At 72.1% G+C, this 14,416-nt stretch carries 22 protein-coding genes; 11 read left to right on the forward strand and 11 right to left on the reverse strand.

The genetic code is table 11. From position 1 onward, the window contains the following. Positions 1–11: 11 nt before the first annotated feature. Entirely contained in the window at positions 12–872 is an 861-nt protein-coding gene (locus AB1K56_RS06730) for an SDR family oxidoreductase (protein WP_371205015.1), read from the forward strand. A gap of 71 nt (positions 873–943) precedes the next feature. Here AB1K56_RS06730 and AB1K56_RS06735 read toward each other — a convergent pair whose 3' ends face one another. After that, positions 944–1,297, reverse strand: coding sequence for a DUF2834 domain-containing protein (locus tag AB1K56_RS06735; protein WP_371205016.1), 354 nt, complete (start codon positions 1,295–1,297; stop codon positions 944–946). A gap of 52 nt (positions 1,298–1,349) precedes the next feature. Here AB1K56_RS06735 and AB1K56_RS06740 point away from each other — a divergent pair, with 52 nt between their 5' ends. The 3 genes from AB1K56_RS06740 to AB1K56_RS06750 all read left to right on the forward strand — a co-directional run bounded on the left by AB1K56_RS06740 (position 1,350) and on the right by AB1K56_RS06750 (position 3,332). Next, entirely contained in the window at positions 1,350–1,691 is a 342-nt protein-coding gene (locus tag AB1K56_RS06740) for a TraR/DksA family transcriptional regulator (RefSeq protein WP_371205017.1), read from the forward strand. A gap of 56 nt (positions 1,692–1,747) precedes the next feature. Further along, positions 1,748–1,963: an SCO4848 family membrane protein gene (locus AB1K56_RS06745; protein WP_136587701.1), complete on the forward strand. Its 216-nt coding sequence runs from the start codon at positions 1,748–1,750 to the stop codon at positions 1,961–1,963. A 127-nt stretch (positions 1,964–2,090) separates the two neighbouring features. Next, a complete protein-coding gene (locus AB1K56_RS06750; RefSeq protein ID WP_371205018.1) occupies positions 2,091–3,332 on the forward strand; it encodes an MFS transporter in 1,242 nt (413 codons plus the stop codon). Positions 3,333–3,345: 13 nt separating this feature from the next. Here the strand turns inward: AB1K56_RS06750 and AB1K56_RS06755 are convergent, their stop codons facing one another. Both AB1K56_RS06755 and AB1K56_RS06760 read right to left on the reverse strand, forming a co-directional pair. Further along, on the reverse strand, positions 3,346–4,077 hold the full coding sequence (locus AB1K56_RS06755) for a YidC/Oxa1 family membrane protein insertase (RefSeq protein ID WP_371205019.1): 732 nt from the start codon (positions 4,075–4,077) through the stop codon (positions 3,346–3,348). Between the two features lie 147 nt (positions 4,078–4,224). After that, positions 4,225–4,503, reverse strand: coding sequence for a DUF6412 domain-containing protein (locus AB1K56_RS06760; RefSeq protein ID WP_371205020.1), 279 nt, complete (start codon positions 4,501–4,503; stop codon positions 4,225–4,227). A 63-nt stretch (positions 4,504–4,566) separates the two neighbouring features. Here AB1K56_RS06760 and AB1K56_RS06765 point away from each other — a divergent pair, with 63 nt between their 5' ends. Further along, the gene (locus AB1K56_RS06765; RefSeq protein ID WP_264630570.1) at positions 4,567–5,085 is read left to right on the forward strand and encodes a glycine cleavage system protein R; all 519 of its coding nucleotides are present in this window, start codon (positions 4,567–4,569) and stop codon (positions 5,083–5,085) included. A gap of 51 nt (positions 5,086–5,136) precedes the next feature. Here the strand turns inward: AB1K56_RS06765 and AB1K56_RS06770 are convergent, their stop codons facing one another. Beyond that, a complete protein-coding gene (locus AB1K56_RS06770; RefSeq protein WP_371205021.1) occupies positions 5,137–5,526 on the reverse strand; it encodes a DUF3054 domain-containing protein in 390 nt (129 codons plus the stop codon). A 75-nt stretch (positions 5,527–5,601) separates the two neighbouring features. On the opposite strand from AB1K56_RS06770, the gene AB1K56_RS06775 reads away from it, so the two are divergent. Beyond that, positions 5,602–6,105 (forward strand): metallophosphoesterase, encoded by a 504-nt coding sequence (locus AB1K56_RS06775; RefSeq protein WP_371205022.1) that lies wholly within the window; start codon positions 5,602–5,604, stop codon positions 6,103–6,105. Positions 6,106–6,179: 74 nt separating this feature from the next. On the opposite strand, the gene AB1K56_RS06780 is transcribed toward AB1K56_RS06775, so the two are convergent. The 3 genes from AB1K56_RS06780 to AB1K56_RS06790 all read right to left on the reverse strand — a co-directional run bounded on the left by AB1K56_RS06780 (position 6,180) and on the right by AB1K56_RS06790 (position 8,059). After that, complete coding sequence (locus AB1K56_RS06780) at positions 6,180–7,295, reverse strand: acyl-CoA desaturase (RefSeq protein WP_205823032.1); 1,116 nt, start codon at positions 7,293–7,295, stop codon at positions 6,180–6,182. Between the two features lie 259 nt (positions 7,296–7,554). Beyond that, on the reverse strand, positions 7,555–7,758 hold the full coding sequence (locus tag AB1K56_RS06785) for a cold-shock protein (protein ID WP_013583139.1): 204 nt from the start codon (positions 7,756–7,758) through the stop codon (positions 7,555–7,557). Between the two features lie 16 nt (positions 7,759–7,774). Continuing rightward, complete coding sequence (locus tag AB1K56_RS06790) at positions 7,775–8,059, reverse strand: hypothetical protein (protein ID WP_371205023.1); 285 nt, start codon at positions 8,057–8,059, stop codon at positions 7,775–7,777. Positions 8,060–8,288: 229 nt separating this feature from the next. Between AB1K56_RS06790 and AB1K56_RS06795 the strand changes: the two genes are divergently transcribed. The 4 genes from AB1K56_RS06795 (at position 8,289) to AB1K56_RS06810 (ending at position 10,904) form a co-directional block, all read left to right on the forward strand. After that, on the forward strand, positions 8,289–8,636 hold the full coding sequence (locus tag AB1K56_RS06795; RefSeq protein ID WP_371205024.1) for a biopolymer transporter Tol: 348 nt from the start codon (positions 8,289–8,291) through the stop codon (positions 8,634–8,636). Positions 8,637–8,689: 53 nt separating this feature from the next. Continuing rightward, positions 8,690–9,181 carry a pyridoxamine 5'-phosphate oxidase family protein gene (locus tag AB1K56_RS06800; RefSeq protein ID WP_136587691.1) on the forward strand — a complete coding sequence of 164 codons (492 nt, stop codon included), beginning with the start codon at positions 8,690–8,692 and terminating at the stop codon, positions 9,179–9,181. Positions 9,182–9,271: 90 nt separating this feature from the next. Then, positions 9,272–9,430, forward strand: a complete 159-nt coding sequence (locus tag AB1K56_RS06805; RefSeq protein ID WP_371205025.1) for a DUF2256 domain-containing protein — start codon at positions 9,272–9,274, stop codon at positions 9,428–9,430. Positions 9,431–9,464: 34 nt separating this feature from the next. Next, entirely contained in the window at positions 9,465–10,904 is a 1,440-nt protein-coding gene (locus AB1K56_RS06810) for a cryptochrome/photolyase family protein (RefSeq protein WP_371205026.1), read from the forward strand. A gap of 120 nt (positions 10,905–11,024) precedes the next feature. Here the strand turns inward: AB1K56_RS06810 and AB1K56_RS06815 are convergent, their stop codons facing one another. The 4 genes from AB1K56_RS06815 to AB1K56_RS06830 form a co-directional block, all read right to left on the reverse strand. Further along, on the reverse strand, positions 11,025–11,240 hold the full coding sequence (locus AB1K56_RS06815) for a DUF2945 domain-containing protein (RefSeq protein ID WP_136587688.1): 216 nt from the start codon (positions 11,238–11,240) through the stop codon (positions 11,025–11,027). A 122-nt stretch (positions 11,241–11,362) separates the two neighbouring features. After that, positions 11,363–11,950, reverse strand: a complete 588-nt coding sequence (locus AB1K56_RS06820) for a hypothetical protein (protein ID WP_371205027.1) — start codon at positions 11,948–11,950, stop codon at positions 11,363–11,365. 13 nt (positions 11,951–11,963) lie between these two features. Next, positions 11,964–12,797 (reverse strand): endonuclease/exonuclease/phosphatase family protein, encoded by an 834-nt coding sequence (locus AB1K56_RS06825; protein WP_371205028.1) that lies wholly within the window; start codon positions 12,795–12,797, stop codon positions 11,964–11,966. Further along, on the reverse strand, positions 12,794–13,543 hold the full coding sequence (locus tag AB1K56_RS06830) for a glycosyltransferase family 2 protein (protein ID WP_371205029.1): 750 nt from the start codon (positions 13,541–13,543) through the stop codon (positions 12,794–12,796). The genes AB1K56_RS06825 and AB1K56_RS06830 overlap by 4 nt, the downstream gene beginning before the upstream one ends. A gap of 111 nt (positions 13,544–13,654) precedes the next feature. On the opposite strand from AB1K56_RS06830, the gene AB1K56_RS06835 reads away from it, so the two are divergent. Beyond that, a complete protein-coding gene (locus AB1K56_RS06835; protein WP_371205030.1) occupies positions 13,655–14,416 on the forward strand; it encodes a sulfurtransferase in 762 nt (253 codons plus the stop codon).

The raw sequence follows: 14,416 nt of genomic DNA on the forward strand, positions 1-14,416 counted from the left end.
AGGACACCCCCATGACCCTCCTCGTCACCGCCGCCTCCGGTCACCTCGGCCGCCTCGTCGTCGACGCCCTCCTCGAGCGCGGCGTCGCGGCATCCGACATCGTCGCCGGCGTCCGGACCCCGTCGAAGGCGTCGGACCTCGCCGCCCGCGGCGTCGGCGTCGTCGAACTCGACTACTCCCGCCCCGACACGATCACTCCCGCCCTCGCGGGCGTCGATCGCGTGCTGCTCATCTCGGGCACCGACGCCGACCGCGTGAGCGGGCACCGCAACGTCATCGACGCCGCCCGCGCGGCCGGGGTCGAGCGCCTCGTCTACACCAGCGCGCCGCGCGTCGACGAGATCGACTACGCCCTCGGGGCCGACCACAAGGCCACGGAGGAGGCCATCGCCGCCTCCGGCTTGTCGGCGACGGTGCTGCGCCACAACTGGTACACCGAGAACTACCTGGACGCCGTTGCCCGCGCCGCCCAGACCGGCGAGATCGTGGCCGCGGCGGGAGATGCCCGTGTCGCGAGCGCGAGCCGCCGCGACTACGCCGAGGCCGCCGCCCGGGCGCTGACAACCGACGATCTCGCGGGGCGCACGCTCGAGGTCGGCGGAGACGTGGCGTGGACCTACGACGAGCTCGCCGCGGCCGCGACCGAGGTGCTCGGGCGTCCGGTCGCCTACGTCGCGGTGTCGACGGAGCAGCTCGAGGCCGGCCTTCGCGCGGCGGGCCTGGACGAGGGGACGGCCGCGTTCGTGGCCGGCATCGACGACGCGATCGCGCGCGGCGCGCTGTCGCAGACCGACGGCACGCTGTCGGCGCTGATCGGTCGTCCGACCACGCCGTTGGTCGAGGGGCTGCGCGAGGGCCTGTCCGCGCGCTGACCGCGCCCCTCTCGCGTGAGTCGCCGGAGAATGTCGCTTCCCTTCCGTCGGAGGCGACGATTCCCGGCGACTCACGCGATCTCGGCGGAGGCGAGCGCGGTCAGGCGGCGCTGACGCATCGCCAGGAACAGCGGGAAGGTGAACGCGAACGCGGTCACGCCGGAGAGGACGATGTAGAGCCACGCGAAACGCATGCCCAGGCGACGCCCCTCGACGAGGATGAAGACGCTGCCCGCGACCGCCACCACGAGCAGGTCGACGGTGATCGACGACACGGCGGGGCCGCTCGTGACGAGATCGCCCACGAAATCGCGCATCTGCACGATCGCGAACACGTTGAAGGTCCACGTGCCGACCAGCCCGGCGAGGGACAGCACGAGGAAGGCGATCGCGGTGGGGGTCCAGTGGCGTCGGAGGTCACTCATGCCGCGATCCTGCCGCAGAGCCGGTGTCGGTGGAGGGGGCTAGCGTCGGAGGATGGATGCCGCAACCGCCCGTCGCCTGCTCGAGGAGCGCGAGCGCGAGGTCGCCCACCGTCTCTCGCGCCTGCTCGACGACGAGCAGAGCCTGCGCCACGACCGGGCGGATGCCACCGCCGACGACGAGCACGACCCCGAGGGGTCGACCCTGTCGGGGGAGTGGGCGCAGGTCGACGCCCTGCGGCGCGGGGCCGAGGCCGAGCGCACGGAGATCCGCGCGGCGCGGGAGCGCGTGGCATCCGGGACCTTCGGCGTCTGCGAGCGGTGCGGACGCCCCATCGCCGATGCGCGGCTCGAAGCCCGGCCCTTCGCGCGGCTGTGCATCGACTGCGCGCGGTAGCCGGGCCCGCCCGCGCTCGCGGAGGACCCGCCCGCCGCGGCGCGTAGGCTCGGAGCGTGGAGCCCCTGCTGATCGTGCTGCTGTTCGCCAACGCCGTCTTCAACGCCGTCGTCTGGCCGCGTTTCTACCCGCGCATCGCGAAGGACCCCCGCGCGCGGGATGCCGCGGGGAAGCCGACGGCGTTCCTCATCGTCCACACCGTGCTGATCGCGATCGCCCTCGTGCTGGCTTTGGCGTCGGTGATCGCCGCGATCGCCGCGATCGTGGTCTGATCCCGGGGCGATTCCGACCCCGCGAGGCGCCTCGCGGTAGACTGGGCGCGCGGGTTCGCCCGCCGCACCTCGTGCATCTACCTACCGGACCGGCAAGGCGGCACCGCCCCACGCCCCGGAGATCCTCATGCACCACCCCGCCCCCGCCGTCACCGCTCATCGCCCCCTGATCCACCACACGGGCCTGTGGTACTTCCCCGTCGCGTTCGTCGCCCGACTCCCGTTCGCGATGATGACCGTCGGAGTGCTGGCGCTCGTCGTGGCGATGCGCGGTTCCGTCGCGCTGGGCGGGCTCACCTCGGCCGCGGTCGGACTCGGCGTGGTCGTGGCCGGTCCCGTGCTGGGCGACTTGGCGGACCGCTACGGTCAGCGCCGCGTGCTCGTCCCGGTGGGGCTGGCCAACGGCATCCTTCTCGCGCTCTTCCCGCTCGTCGTCGCCGCGGCTCCGGGTGAGGTGCTGCTGCTCGTCGTGGCGACGGCCATCGGCCTCACCGGCCCGCAGACGGCCGCGATGTCGCGCAGCCGCGTGATGGCGCTCATCGGCGACCGGGTGCTCCCCGAGCGCCGGGAGCGCACGTTCTCGCGCGCGATGGCGTACGAGTCGGCCGCCGACGAGACGGCGTTCGTCATCGGGCCGTTCATCGTGGGCGTGCTCGCCGCCCTGGTCGCGCCCTGGGCGCCGATCGTGGGCGCGGCGGTGCTGAGCTTCGTCTTCGTCACGGCGTTCGCGCTGCACCCCACCGGTCGCGCGGTCCCGGAGCGCGCGGAGCGCGCCGAGATGGCGCCGTTCCGCGACGTGCTGCACGCGCGCATGCTCGTCCTGATCGCCGCGGTCTTCGGGGTCGGTCTCTTCTTCGGCTCGACCCTCACCTCTCTCACCGCGTTCATGGAGGCCCAGGGCGCGCCCGAGGCGGGAGCCCTGCTCTACGGCGTCATGGGCGTCGGGTCGGCCGTGCTCGCTCTCGCCGTGGCGGCCCTGCCGGAGCGCTTCGCGTTGCGCTGGCGTCTGGTGGTGTTCGCCTCGGTGCTCTTCGCCTCCGCGGGCGCGTACACGGTGGGCGGGTCGGTGCTGACGGTGACCGTCGTGCTGTGCCTCATGGGCATCGGCGTCGGGCCGTCGCTGGTGACGCTGTTCAGCCTCGCCGGTCATCGCGCGCCCCGCGGGCGCACCGCCTCGACGATGACCCTGCTCGCCTCGGCCCTGACCCTCGCCCAGGCGCTGTCGTCGGCGGTGACCGGGGCGATCGCCGAGAACGTCTCGGTGGCCACGGCGATGCTGCTGCCCGCCGCGGCGGCCCTGCTGGTGCTCGCCATGGCCGCCGTCAACGCCTCGTCGACCCCCCGGTGGGACGCCGCCCGCACCGCCTGAGTCCGCCGCCGTCTCACGCGGGGAGCGGGAATCGTCGCCGCAGGATCAGCCGCTGCGCGAGCGTCCACACGGTGGTCACCGCGAGGTACAGGCCCGCCGCCACGGGCACGAACAGCGCCACCGCGGCCGTCGTGAACGGCAGGACGCCGACCATCGTCCGCGTCCAGGCCGGCGCGGAAGGGTCGACACTCGGCCGCAGCAGACGCCGGGTGAGCTCGGCCACCCCGGCGATCAGGGCGACGATCGCTCCGATGACGATCAGGGTCGCGGCATCCGTCGACCCCGTCGAGAGGGCGGAGGCCAGGCTCCGCCCGAGGGGGACGCCCCACAGGTCGTGCGCGAGCAGGGTGTTCGCGCGTCCGCCCACGGTGGGGTGCAGGAACACCGCGTAGAGCAGCCCCACCACGGGCGCCTGCGCGAGCAGGGGCAGGCACCCGCCGAAGGGCGAGGCGCCCTCGTCGCGGTACAGCTGCATCGTCTCGCGCTGCAGGCGTTCGGGCTGGGTGCGCCACCGCTCCTGCAGGGCTCGCAGCCGCGGGGCGAGGCGCGCGCGCGTCTGCTCGGCGCGCGCCTGCGACACCCCCACGGGGATGAGGAGCAGTCGCACCACGACGGTCACGACGACGACCGCGAGAGCGGCGGCCGCTCCGGGCGCGAGCGGGTCGAGGACAGCGGTGAGCGCGAGCAGCGCGCGGGTGGTCAGGTCGAGCAGGAGAGCGAGGGGAGGGAGGGAGAAGAGGTCCACGGGCGTCCAATCGGTGCGGCGATCACGGAGGGGATCGGTCGCGGGGCGCGGTCGACGGCGGAGCCGGACGGGCGCGGGCGACCGGCGTCGCCCGTCCGCGGAGAACGCCGGAGGAGGGATGCCGTGGGGTGCGGCGAGGCGTTCGGGTCAGGCGACGCGCAGGGCGCCGCCCGGCGCACGCGGGCGCGGGTGTCCGTCGGCGTCGGGGTCGCTCTGGGCGCGGGGCGCCGAGGGATCGGCGGGCCGGGGACCCGGGGGAGCGACCGTCGCCAGGAGAGCGGGCAGCACGATCAGGACGATCGCGACCGTGACGACCACGGCGGCGGCCAGGACCACCGCGAGCAGCGGGGTGCCGGGACCGGGGGTCATCGCGAGCTCGGCCGCGGCGAGCACCAGGTTGAGCATGGCGATCATCGATGCGATCACGGCTCACCCCCTGCAGATAGCTGTTCTCCCACGCTAGCAGGGGTGCCTCGCTACGCTGTCGGCATGACCACCCTCGTCCTCACCATCGTCGGAGACGACCGCGCGGGGCTCGTGTCCGCTGTCGCCGACATCGTCGACGCCCACGACGGAAACTGGGAGAACAGCGAGCTCGCCGAACTCGCCGGTGCGTTCGCGGGCATCGTCGAGGTCTCGATCTCGGCCGATCGCGCCGACGCCCTGCGCACAGCCCTCGAGGGGCTCGCTGGAACGCTCACCGTCACGGTGCACGCTGGGGGAGGCGCCGCCCCGGCGTCGGAGGCGCGCACCGTCACGTTCGACGTCGTCGGCAACGACCGCCCGGGCATCGTCCGCGAGCTGTCGTCGGCTCTCGGCGCCCGTGGCGCGAGCATCGAGCGCATGTCGACCCAGACGACGGATGCCGCGATGGCCGGCGGTCGCCTCTTCGAGGCGTCGATCACGGCGTCGCTGACGGCCGACGTCGCCGTCGACGATCTCGTCGCCGAGCTCGAGCGGCTCGCCGCGGAGATCCAGGTCGACGTCACCCTCGCCGACGACGCCTGAGACGCATCCCCGCGGGACGGCGGGCGTCCGGGGCCGCGGACGACGACGGGGTCAGCGAGCGCGCGTCCGGCGCACGCGCGCGACCAGCGCCGCGACGCCCCTCCACCCGAGCAGGAACAGGGCGAGGGTGATCGCGGCCACGATGACGAAGGCGACCGCGACGCCCTGACCGCTCACCGCGCGCAGGGCCATCCCGAGGATCACCGTGACGGCCCACACCGGCAGGGCCGTGCGCACGATCGCGAGCGGAGCGCGCCACGCGCGGGTGACGAGCCAGCCGACGAGCAGCGCCGCGACGAACGGCCACGCCGTCGTCGCGAGACCCGAGCCGAACGGTCCGAGAACGTCGCCGTCGTGGGTCGCTCGCCCGATGGCGGCGAAGACGATGACGAGCACGACGTCGACGACGAGCGCGAGGGCAGGCGAGCGGGGCGGGGTCACCCGTCCATTCTCGCGCGGGCGGGAGGACCGAGATGCACAGCCCCGGGTGGGGGCGGGGCGGATAGCGTGGAGCGCATGCCCACGCGCCTTCTCCTCCTGGCCGACACGCACGTGCCGAAGAGGGCCCGGACCCTGCCCGCGGCGGTGCGGCGAGCGGCATCCGCCGTCGATCTCATCGTGCACGCGGGGGACTGGGTCGAGGAGCAGGTGCTCGACGATCTGCTCGCGCTCGGACCGGTGCTGGGCGTGTGGGGCAACAATGACGGCGCTGACCTGCGCGCGCGCCTCCCCGAGGTCGCACGGGCCGAGATCGACGGAGTACGTCTCGCCGTCGTGCACGAGACCGGCGCTGCGGCGGGGCGGGAGAAGCGGATGGATGCCGCCTTCCCCGACACGGACCTGCTCGTGTTCGGCCACAGCCACATCCCCTGGGACACGGTGACGCCGGCCGGGCTGCGCCTGCTCAACCCCGGTTCGCCGACCGACCGGCGACGACAGCCGGCGTGCACGCTGATGACGGCGACCCTTTCCGGCGGCGCGGTGCGCGACGTCGAGCGGCACGACGTGCCGCGCGACTGAGGGCGACGGGACCGTCCGGTCCGACGACGACGGCGCCGCACCCCGGAGGGCACGGCGCCGTCGTTCGTGTCAGGTCACTCCGCGTTCAGGTGGCGGGCGGCCGACGTCATCGGGCACTCGAACGGGTCGCGCGCGGCGAGACCGACGCGGTTGAGGTACTGGATCACGATGCCGTACGACTGGAACAGCGTGGTCTCGACGTAGGGCACGCCCAGCGTCGCGCAGTGCTCGCGCACGATGACGCGGGCACGGCTGAGGTGCGGGCGCGGCATGTTCGGGAACAGGTGGTGCTCGATCTGGTAGTTCAGCCCGCCCATGAGCCACGTGGCCCACCAGCCGCCGGAGACGTTGCGCGAGGTGCGCACCTGCTTGCTGAAAAAGTCGAGCTTCGCGCCCGGCTCGATGACCGGCATCCCCTTGTGGTTGGGGGCGAAGGACGCGCCCATGTAGATGCCGAACACGGCGACCGAGACGCCGAAGAACGCGAAGGCGAGACCCACGGGCAGGAACACGAAGATCGGGGCGATGAAGAGCGTGTGGCGCACGGCGAGGAGGCCGAGCTCTTTCCAGCGGTCCTTGTTCTCGCCGCGCGAGAGCAGGTGACGAAGGGCCAGGACGTAGAGGTTGATGCCCTCGAAGGCCAGGAGGGGGAAGAAGAGGTAGCCCTGTCGCTGGGTGATCCAGCGCTGCACCCCGCGGGCCTTGGCCGCGTCGACGTCGAGGAACGAGATCGTGTCGATCTCGATGTCGGGGTCTTTGCCGACGCGATTGGGGTTGGCGTGGTGACGGGTGTGCTTGGACGCCCACCACGAGCGGCTCATGCCGACGATGCCGTTGCCGATGAACAGGCCCAGACGGTCGTTGGCGGGGCCCGACGCGAAGATCTGACGGTGGGCCGCCTCGTGCGCGAGGAACGCGACCTGGGTGAACAGGATGCCGAGGACCGCGGCGACGATCAGCTGGAACCAGCTGTCGCCCAGCAGGATGAAGGCCGTGATGCACCCGGCGAAGCCGAGGACGATGGCGCTCGCGACGCCGGCGTAGAACAGCGGGGTGCGGACGAGGAGTCCGCTCTCGCGGACGACCTGCGACAACTCTGTGTACGCCTTGGCGATCGGGGGGAATTCCTTGGTACCGGAGTAGGTCTGACGTACGGGGCCGAGTCGGGATTCGGCGACGGGGGTAGCGATCTGCTGCTCCTCGGGTGTGCGTGCTGCGGGGTAGCGGGGGAGAGGATCGGGGCGGCACCCGTCTCGTGGATCACACTACGGGTCGCCGTATGGAGAGCCCGGAATACATCCACATGTGCAGGAGCCTCACGGGAAACGGAAACATCCGCGGCGCGTCGCGACCGTCGCCTCTCCTCCGCGTCTCGCGGTGCGCCGGCCGGGAAAGGCGAAAGCCGGGGCGCCGCGATGCGGCACCCCGGCTTTCGCGCAGGAGCGGAGCTCAGAGGGGGCGGATGTTCGCCGCCTGCATGCCCTTGGGGCCCTGCTCGGCGTCGAATTCGACCTTCTGAGCCTCGGTGAGCTCCTTGAAGCCGTTGCCCTGGATCGCGCTGAAGTGCGCGAACAGGTCGGCCGAGCCGTCATCGGGAGCGATGAAGCCGTAGCCCTTTTCGGAGTTGAACCATTTCACGGTGCCAGTGGCCATCGTGTTCTTCCTTTATTCATGTTGGGCCGCAGATGCGACCATTGGTGCCGCCCCGACGCACGCGGAGCGGACGGGGACGCCGCGGCACCGAGTCGGTGACGCGGACGCGGTGCCCGTCGACGGCGGCCTGAGCCGTCTCGACGGACGCGTGGAAGCCGAGGTTCTCGCCGCGCGGACCCTGGGCTTCGTAGCCCGAGGTCGCCGCGCCGACGAAACCGGCGTAGTCGGATCCGGCCGTCGCGACGAAGACGTCGAGATCGGCCTGGCGCCACGACAGTGGCGAGGGGTGAAGCAAGGACACGAGAACTTTCCGCGAGTGCGACGCGAGGACCGAAGCCGTCGAGCGAGGCACGCGATGATTGAGGGAGGGACTGCTGTCGGAAACGGCTCGGCGCCGTGCGCCCGGCATCTCAGCGATGAGGCGGGCGTCGATGAAGCAGGTCCCAGAACGAATAGCCTCACGGTAGCACGGATGCCCGATCAGCGCCCGGGAACTTTCCCCGGCCCTCGCGATGCGCTGCAGTGGGCCCATGGCATCCGCTCATCCCGCCTCCGATGACGACAGGTGGCTCGTCGTCGACGGACGCCGCTGGCGGCGCACCGACCCGGCCCTCGGCGAGGAGACGGCGGCGCGCTTGCGCTCTCACCTCGGCCGAGCCCGCGCCGCCGTGCGCATTGCGAGACGGGACGGCGACGAGGCGGCGACGTCCGACGCGCGGCACCGGGTGGGACTCGCCAAGGCCGGGCTCGGCGAACGGGGCCCGAAGTGGTGGGACGACGAGGTGGCCGCGCGGCGGGCGCGCGCGGACGAGGCGCTTCGCGAACTGGACCGCATCGCCCCACCGAGAGCAGACGACGGCCGGGACGTCAACGCGTAGCGCGCGGAGCGGGGAGGCGCTGGGCTGGGATCTCCGACGGAAGAGGGAGTCCCATGTCATCCACCGCCACCGAGCTCGAGACGCTGAACGAGCTGCTGAAGAAGTTCCGCTTCGCGATGGTCACCACCCGCGCCGAGGACGGCGCCCTGCACGCGCACCCGCTGACCGTGCAGGAGACCGAATCCGACGGCGACCTCTGGTTCATCGTGGGGACGCACGCCTCCGCCGTCGAGCACGTGCGGCGTGACCCCCAGGTGGGGCTTTCGTTCAGCACCGACGGCACCTGGCTCTCGCTCGCCGGTGAGGCCGAGGTGGTCGACGACCTCGCGAAGCTCAAGGAGCTGTGGTCGACGAGTGTCGAGGCGTGGTTCCCCGACGGGCCCGAGGCTCCGGGCGTCACGCTGCTGAAGGTGTCGGCGCTGACCGGTGAGTACTGGGGCAGCGCCGGTGGGCGCCTCGCCACCGCGATCGCCCTGGTCACCTCGAAGGTCACCGGCGACCGCCCGCACGGCGGCGAGAAGAAGACCTTCGACCTCACCGACTGAGGACCCGCGACAGTTCGCCGCATCCGGGGGCCTGTGCGACACCGGCGCAAGCCCCCGGGCGCCCGACGTCGCTTTTGCGACGATGACGGCATGTCACGACCAGAGGTGCGTTCCAAGCCCTGCGCGTATTGCGGCCGCCCGTTCACCGACCGCAAGCGCTGGAGCGGACGCGACCAGTGGGATCAGGTGCTGTACTGCTCGCGCGGGTGCCGGTCGAAGGCTGCGGCGCAGCGCCGGAGCTCGTCGTGACGCGCCGAGCGGGCGTGCAGCCCGGGGAGTCGGCATGAAGGCCGCGCTGATCCTCGCGACCCAGCAGTTCGCGGAGCACCCGGCGTACGCCGACGACGACGTCGAGGAGTTCTTCTTCATCGAGTCGGCGCCGCGCTTCGCGAAGCTGCCCTACCACCGGCACAAGATCGTGCTGCTCGTGTCGGCGATGCGCCACACGGCGGCGCGGCTCGAGGCCGAGGGCAGGGTCGTGCGGCGCATCACCCTCGACGACGACCTCACGTTCAAAGCGGGCCTCGAGCGCCTGCTGACGGCGCACCACGTGACCGAGCTCACCTGGATGAGCGACCCGAACCGCCCCGTCGACGAGCGGATCGCGCGGATCTGCGCCGCTCACGACGTCGACACCGACGTGCTCCCGGACGGCCTGTTCCTCACCCCCGAGGAAGAGGTGGACGGCTGGTTCGCGGAGCATCCGACGCCGCTCATGGAGGACTTCTACCACTGGCAGCGCCGGCGTACCGGCATCCTGATGGACGGGGGGAAGCCCGCGGGGCGCCGGTGGAACTTCGACGCCGACAACCGCAAACCGCTGCCGAAGAAAGGCCTGGAGATCCCGGCGCTGCCGCAGCCGGAGCACGACGACATCACGCGCGCCGTGATCGCCGAGGTCGACGAGCGCTTCCCCGAGCACCCCGGCACGGCGACGGACTTCTGGCTGCCGGTGACCCCGGAGGACTCCCGCGACTGGCTCGAGCTGTTCGTCGCCGAGCGCCTGCACGACTTCGGTCGCTACGAAGACGCGATGAAGGCCGATGAGCCCTTTCTCTTCCACGCGATCATCTCGCCGATGCTGAACATCGGGCTGCTCACCGTCGAGGAGGTGGTCGCCGCCGCCACGCGGACCGATGCGCCCCTGGCATCCGTCGAGGGGTTCATCCGGCAGGTGATCGGCTGGCGCGAGTACATGCGCGGCATGTACCGCGCGCACCCGAAGCTCGAGCACGTCAACGCGCTGCACCTCGAGAAGCGGATCCAGAAGTACTGGTATTCGGGCGAGCGGATGCCGAAGGACCTGCCGATCCCGGTGCGCACGGTGCTCGAGAGGGTGCACCGGTGGGGGTACGCCCACCACATCGAGCGGTTGATGGTGCTGGGCAACTGGTTCCTGCTGCAGGGGTACGCGCCGCGGCAGGTGAACGACTGGTTCCTCGCGCTGTTCGTCGACGCGTACGACTGGGTCATGGTGCCCAACGTCATGGGGATGAGCCAGTTCGCCGACGGCGGGTTCGTCGCCACCAAGCCCTACGTGTCGGGCGGGGCGTATCTGCAGAAGATGGGGTCGTGGTGGTCGTCGGCGCAGGAGGCCAAGGACTCGGTCTTCACCGACGCGTACTGGGAGTTCCTCGAGCGGCACGAGGACGTGCTGGCCGGCAACCACCGGCTGGGGCTGGCGCTCGCGCAGATGCGCAAGCGGCGCGACGCGCGCGGGTAGCAGCCGGCGCCCGCCGCGGCGCGGGCGAAACTCCTGAGAAAGCCCCTCCCGCGCGGCGGTGTGCCCAGCTGAGAGCGCGCCATCGCGCGGAAGTCAGGAGTTTCGCCCGCGCCCGCGGACTCAGCTCTTCAGCTTGTTCAGCGACGATCCCTTGTGCGCGGCGGTCGAGCCCGATTTCTCGGACTTCACGATGTAGGCGGGGTCGTCGTCGGAGGCCGTGAACTTCTGGCCGTCGTGCTGGAAGTCCTTCGTCTTCTTCTCCACGACCTCGCCCTGTGTCTTGCCCTGCGGGGTGTCCCAGCTGACGCGGTCGCCCTTCGACAGATCCTTCGACATGCACTCGTTCCTCTCGTCGTTCCCGCCATGCTGTCGAGGCGACGCGGGGACCGGCGGGGGATTGACAGGCCCGGGCGGTCTGTCACGCGAGCGGGAGTCGGGCGGTCGGTGCCCGCCGCCGGCTAGAGGGCCGCGCGATCCGCGCGCGTCAGACGGAACCGGGATGCCACGATGCCCATCGCCAGCGCGCCCGCGCCACCCGCGATCATGTCGCCGATCGTGTCGTCGTAGGTCACGAAGATCGCGTCGGTGATGAAGCGATAGCCGAACCACTCGACCATCTCCCACACGGCGCTGAGGGCGAGCCCCGCCATCGTCGCGACCACGACGGGCGTGCGGCGCCGGCCGCTCGGGGCGACGACCCGCGCGTCGTCGAGGAGGACGAGGGCGATCGCCGCGAGGACCCCGGTGCACACGGCGTGCACGACGAGGTCCCATCCGGTCCAGGCGCGGTACAGGTCGATGACGTTGCTCCCGGCCGCCACGAACACGGTCACGCACGTGACGAGATCGAGCCCCGACCGCAGCCCGATCATGCGCGACAGCATCACCGCCGGAAGCGACATCGACAGAACGGCGAAGTCCGTGAACGGAAGGGTGAACAGCGAGACGATCACGATCACGATCGCCGCGGCCCGCACCGCGTCGGCGAGCCACTCCACCACCGTGCGCGGCGGCCGCTTGAGGTTGGCGTACAGGGCGGGGATCATCGGCATCCGTCCCTCATGACGACGTCGCGCCGGGGATGCGCACGACCGCCTGCACCGGCAGGTGATCGCTCGGCCACTGCGTGCCGGTCGGACGGGGGTCGATGCCCACCGCGCGCACGCCCACGTCGGGGGTCGCGAGCAGGGCGTCGATGCGCCGCGCGCCGACGCGCGGTGCCGCGTAGTTGTTGAACGTGCCCCACTCGGCCGTGCGTCGCACGGGGGCGTACGACCAGGTGTCCACGAGCAGGCCGCCGGCGAACATCGCGGCGAGCTCGCTCGAACGCACGTGCGCGTTGACGTCGGCGGTGAACAGCAGCGGTCCGTCCTGCGCGGCGACGAGATCGTGCAGCCACGTCGCCGACCGGCGCCGCGCGCGCCGCGAGAAGGCGTCGAAGTGCGTGTTCACGAACGTGAAGCGCGCCCCGGTGGCGCGGTCGCGCAGGTGGGAGATGACCGCGATGCGGGGGATCGCGTTGCCCCACCCCGTGGATCCCGGCACGTCGGGGGTGTCGGAGAGGGCGACCTGCCGCCAGTCGTCGACGGCGATCCGATCGCGGTCGTAGAACAGGGGCGTCCCCTCGCCCCCGCGGTCCTTCCCGCGGCCCGCGCCGAGGTAACCGTACGAGGAGCCCAGCGAGTCCCGCACCCAGCGCGCCTGGTCGGGCATGGCCTCCTGAGAGCCGAGCAGGTGCGGGCGGGTGGCGCTCAGGAACTCGCGCAGCCGCTGCTTGCGGGTCGGCCACCGATCGGCGGGAGGCCAGGTCACGCGATCGAAGCGCCGACGGATGTTGAAGCTCATCACACGCAGGTCGGGCGCCTCGACGCCCGGGAACAGGATGCCGCTCACGAGCGCCCCCGCAGCCCGAGACGCACCCAGCGGGCCGGGGGGATGTCGCCGGGCCAGTGCGCGAACACCGTCCCCGCTCCCCGGCGGAAGCAGCGCGCGAAGCGGCGCGGCTCGACTGTGCGGGACGACACGCGCATGTGCGCCTCCGCGACGCGCGCGATGCGGTGGCGACGGCCGAGGTGGTAGGCGAGGTCGAGATCGTCGTGCAGCTCGGGGTCGAGGTGCACCTCGCCGCGCACGTCTTCCCACGCGCGGCGGCGGAACGCCATGTTCGACCCCCACAGCGGCGTGTGACCGAGGGCCGGGGTCGCGAAGACGGCGTAGGTGCCCAGGAACACCCGCGCCATGGCCACGCGCCGCCGTGCCGGACCGTCGTGGAACACGGCGCCGCCGGTCACGGCATCCACCGTCGGATCCGCGAGAGCGGCCACCATGCTCTCGACCCACCCGGGGGCGGGAATGCTGTCGGCGTCGAGGCGCAGGATCAGCTCCCCGGTCGCGGCGTCGTAGCCCGTCGCGGCCGCCGCGGGGATCCCGCGCTCGACGCAGAACACCACGCGCGCTCCCGCCGCCCGCGCGATCTCGGCGCTGTCGTCGGTCGAGGCGTTGTCGACGACGACGATCTCGGTGGGCGCGAGGGTTTGTGCGGCGAGCGCCCGCAGGCAGCGCCGCAGGTGGGCGCCGTCGTCGCGGCAGGGGATGACGACAGAGACGGTGACGGCCGACGACGCGGGGCCTTGGGGCACGCTTCCTCCCGGGGACGAGTGCTTCCACGCTAGGCGATGCACGCGGCGCGTTTCCCGGCTTGACGCCTGCGTCGTCGGCCGGGACCGCCGACCTTTCGTATCGTGGATGCCATGTCGACTGCGCCCGCGCCCGTTCCCGCCGCCGTGCTCAACGTCGCGGCGTACCTGTTCACGCGCATCGACGACCCCGCGGGTCTGCGCGACGTGCTCCGCGCCCGGGCGGGCGAGGCGGGGCTGAAGGGGACCATCCTCCTCGCCGCGGAGGGCGTGAACCTCTTCCTCGCCGGACCCGCCGGCGCCGTGCGCGGATTCGTCGACGCCCTGCGCGCCGACGCGCGCTTCGCCGCGCTGCAGACCAAGGAAAGCTGGTCCGACACCGTGCCCTTCGGCAAGCTGCTGGTGAAGGTGAAGAGCGAGATCATCCGCATGGATCGTCCCGAGGTGCGCCCCCAGGACGGTCGCGCCCCTGCCGTCACGCCGGCGACGCTGCGCCGCTGGCTCGACCGGGGGACCGACGACGAGGGGCGCGAGGTCGTGCTCGTCGACACGCGCAACGCCTTCGAGGTCGACTACGGCACCTTCGCCGGGGCGCGGGACTGGCGCATCGAGCGCTTCACCCAGTTCCCGGATGCCGCGGACTCCCACCGCGACGAGCTCGAGGGCAAGACCGTGGTGAGCTTCTGCACCGGCGGCATCCGCTGCGAGAAGGCCGCGCTGCACCTTCGCGCCGAGGGTCTCGACGCCTACCAGCTCGAGGGCGGGATCCTCGGGTGGTTCGCGGAGCAGGGGGCGGCGCACTGGGACGGCGACTGCTTCGTGTTCGACGAGCGCGAAGCGCTCGACCCCGCTCTCGCGGCGCGGGCCGGGTCCTGA

It is taken from the genome of Microbacterium sp. BWR-S6Y, from assembly GCF_041379845.1.
GTDB classification, from domain to species: domain Bacteria; phylum Actinomycetota; class Actinomycetes; order Actinomycetales; family Microbacteriaceae; genus Microbacterium; species Microbacterium hydrothermale.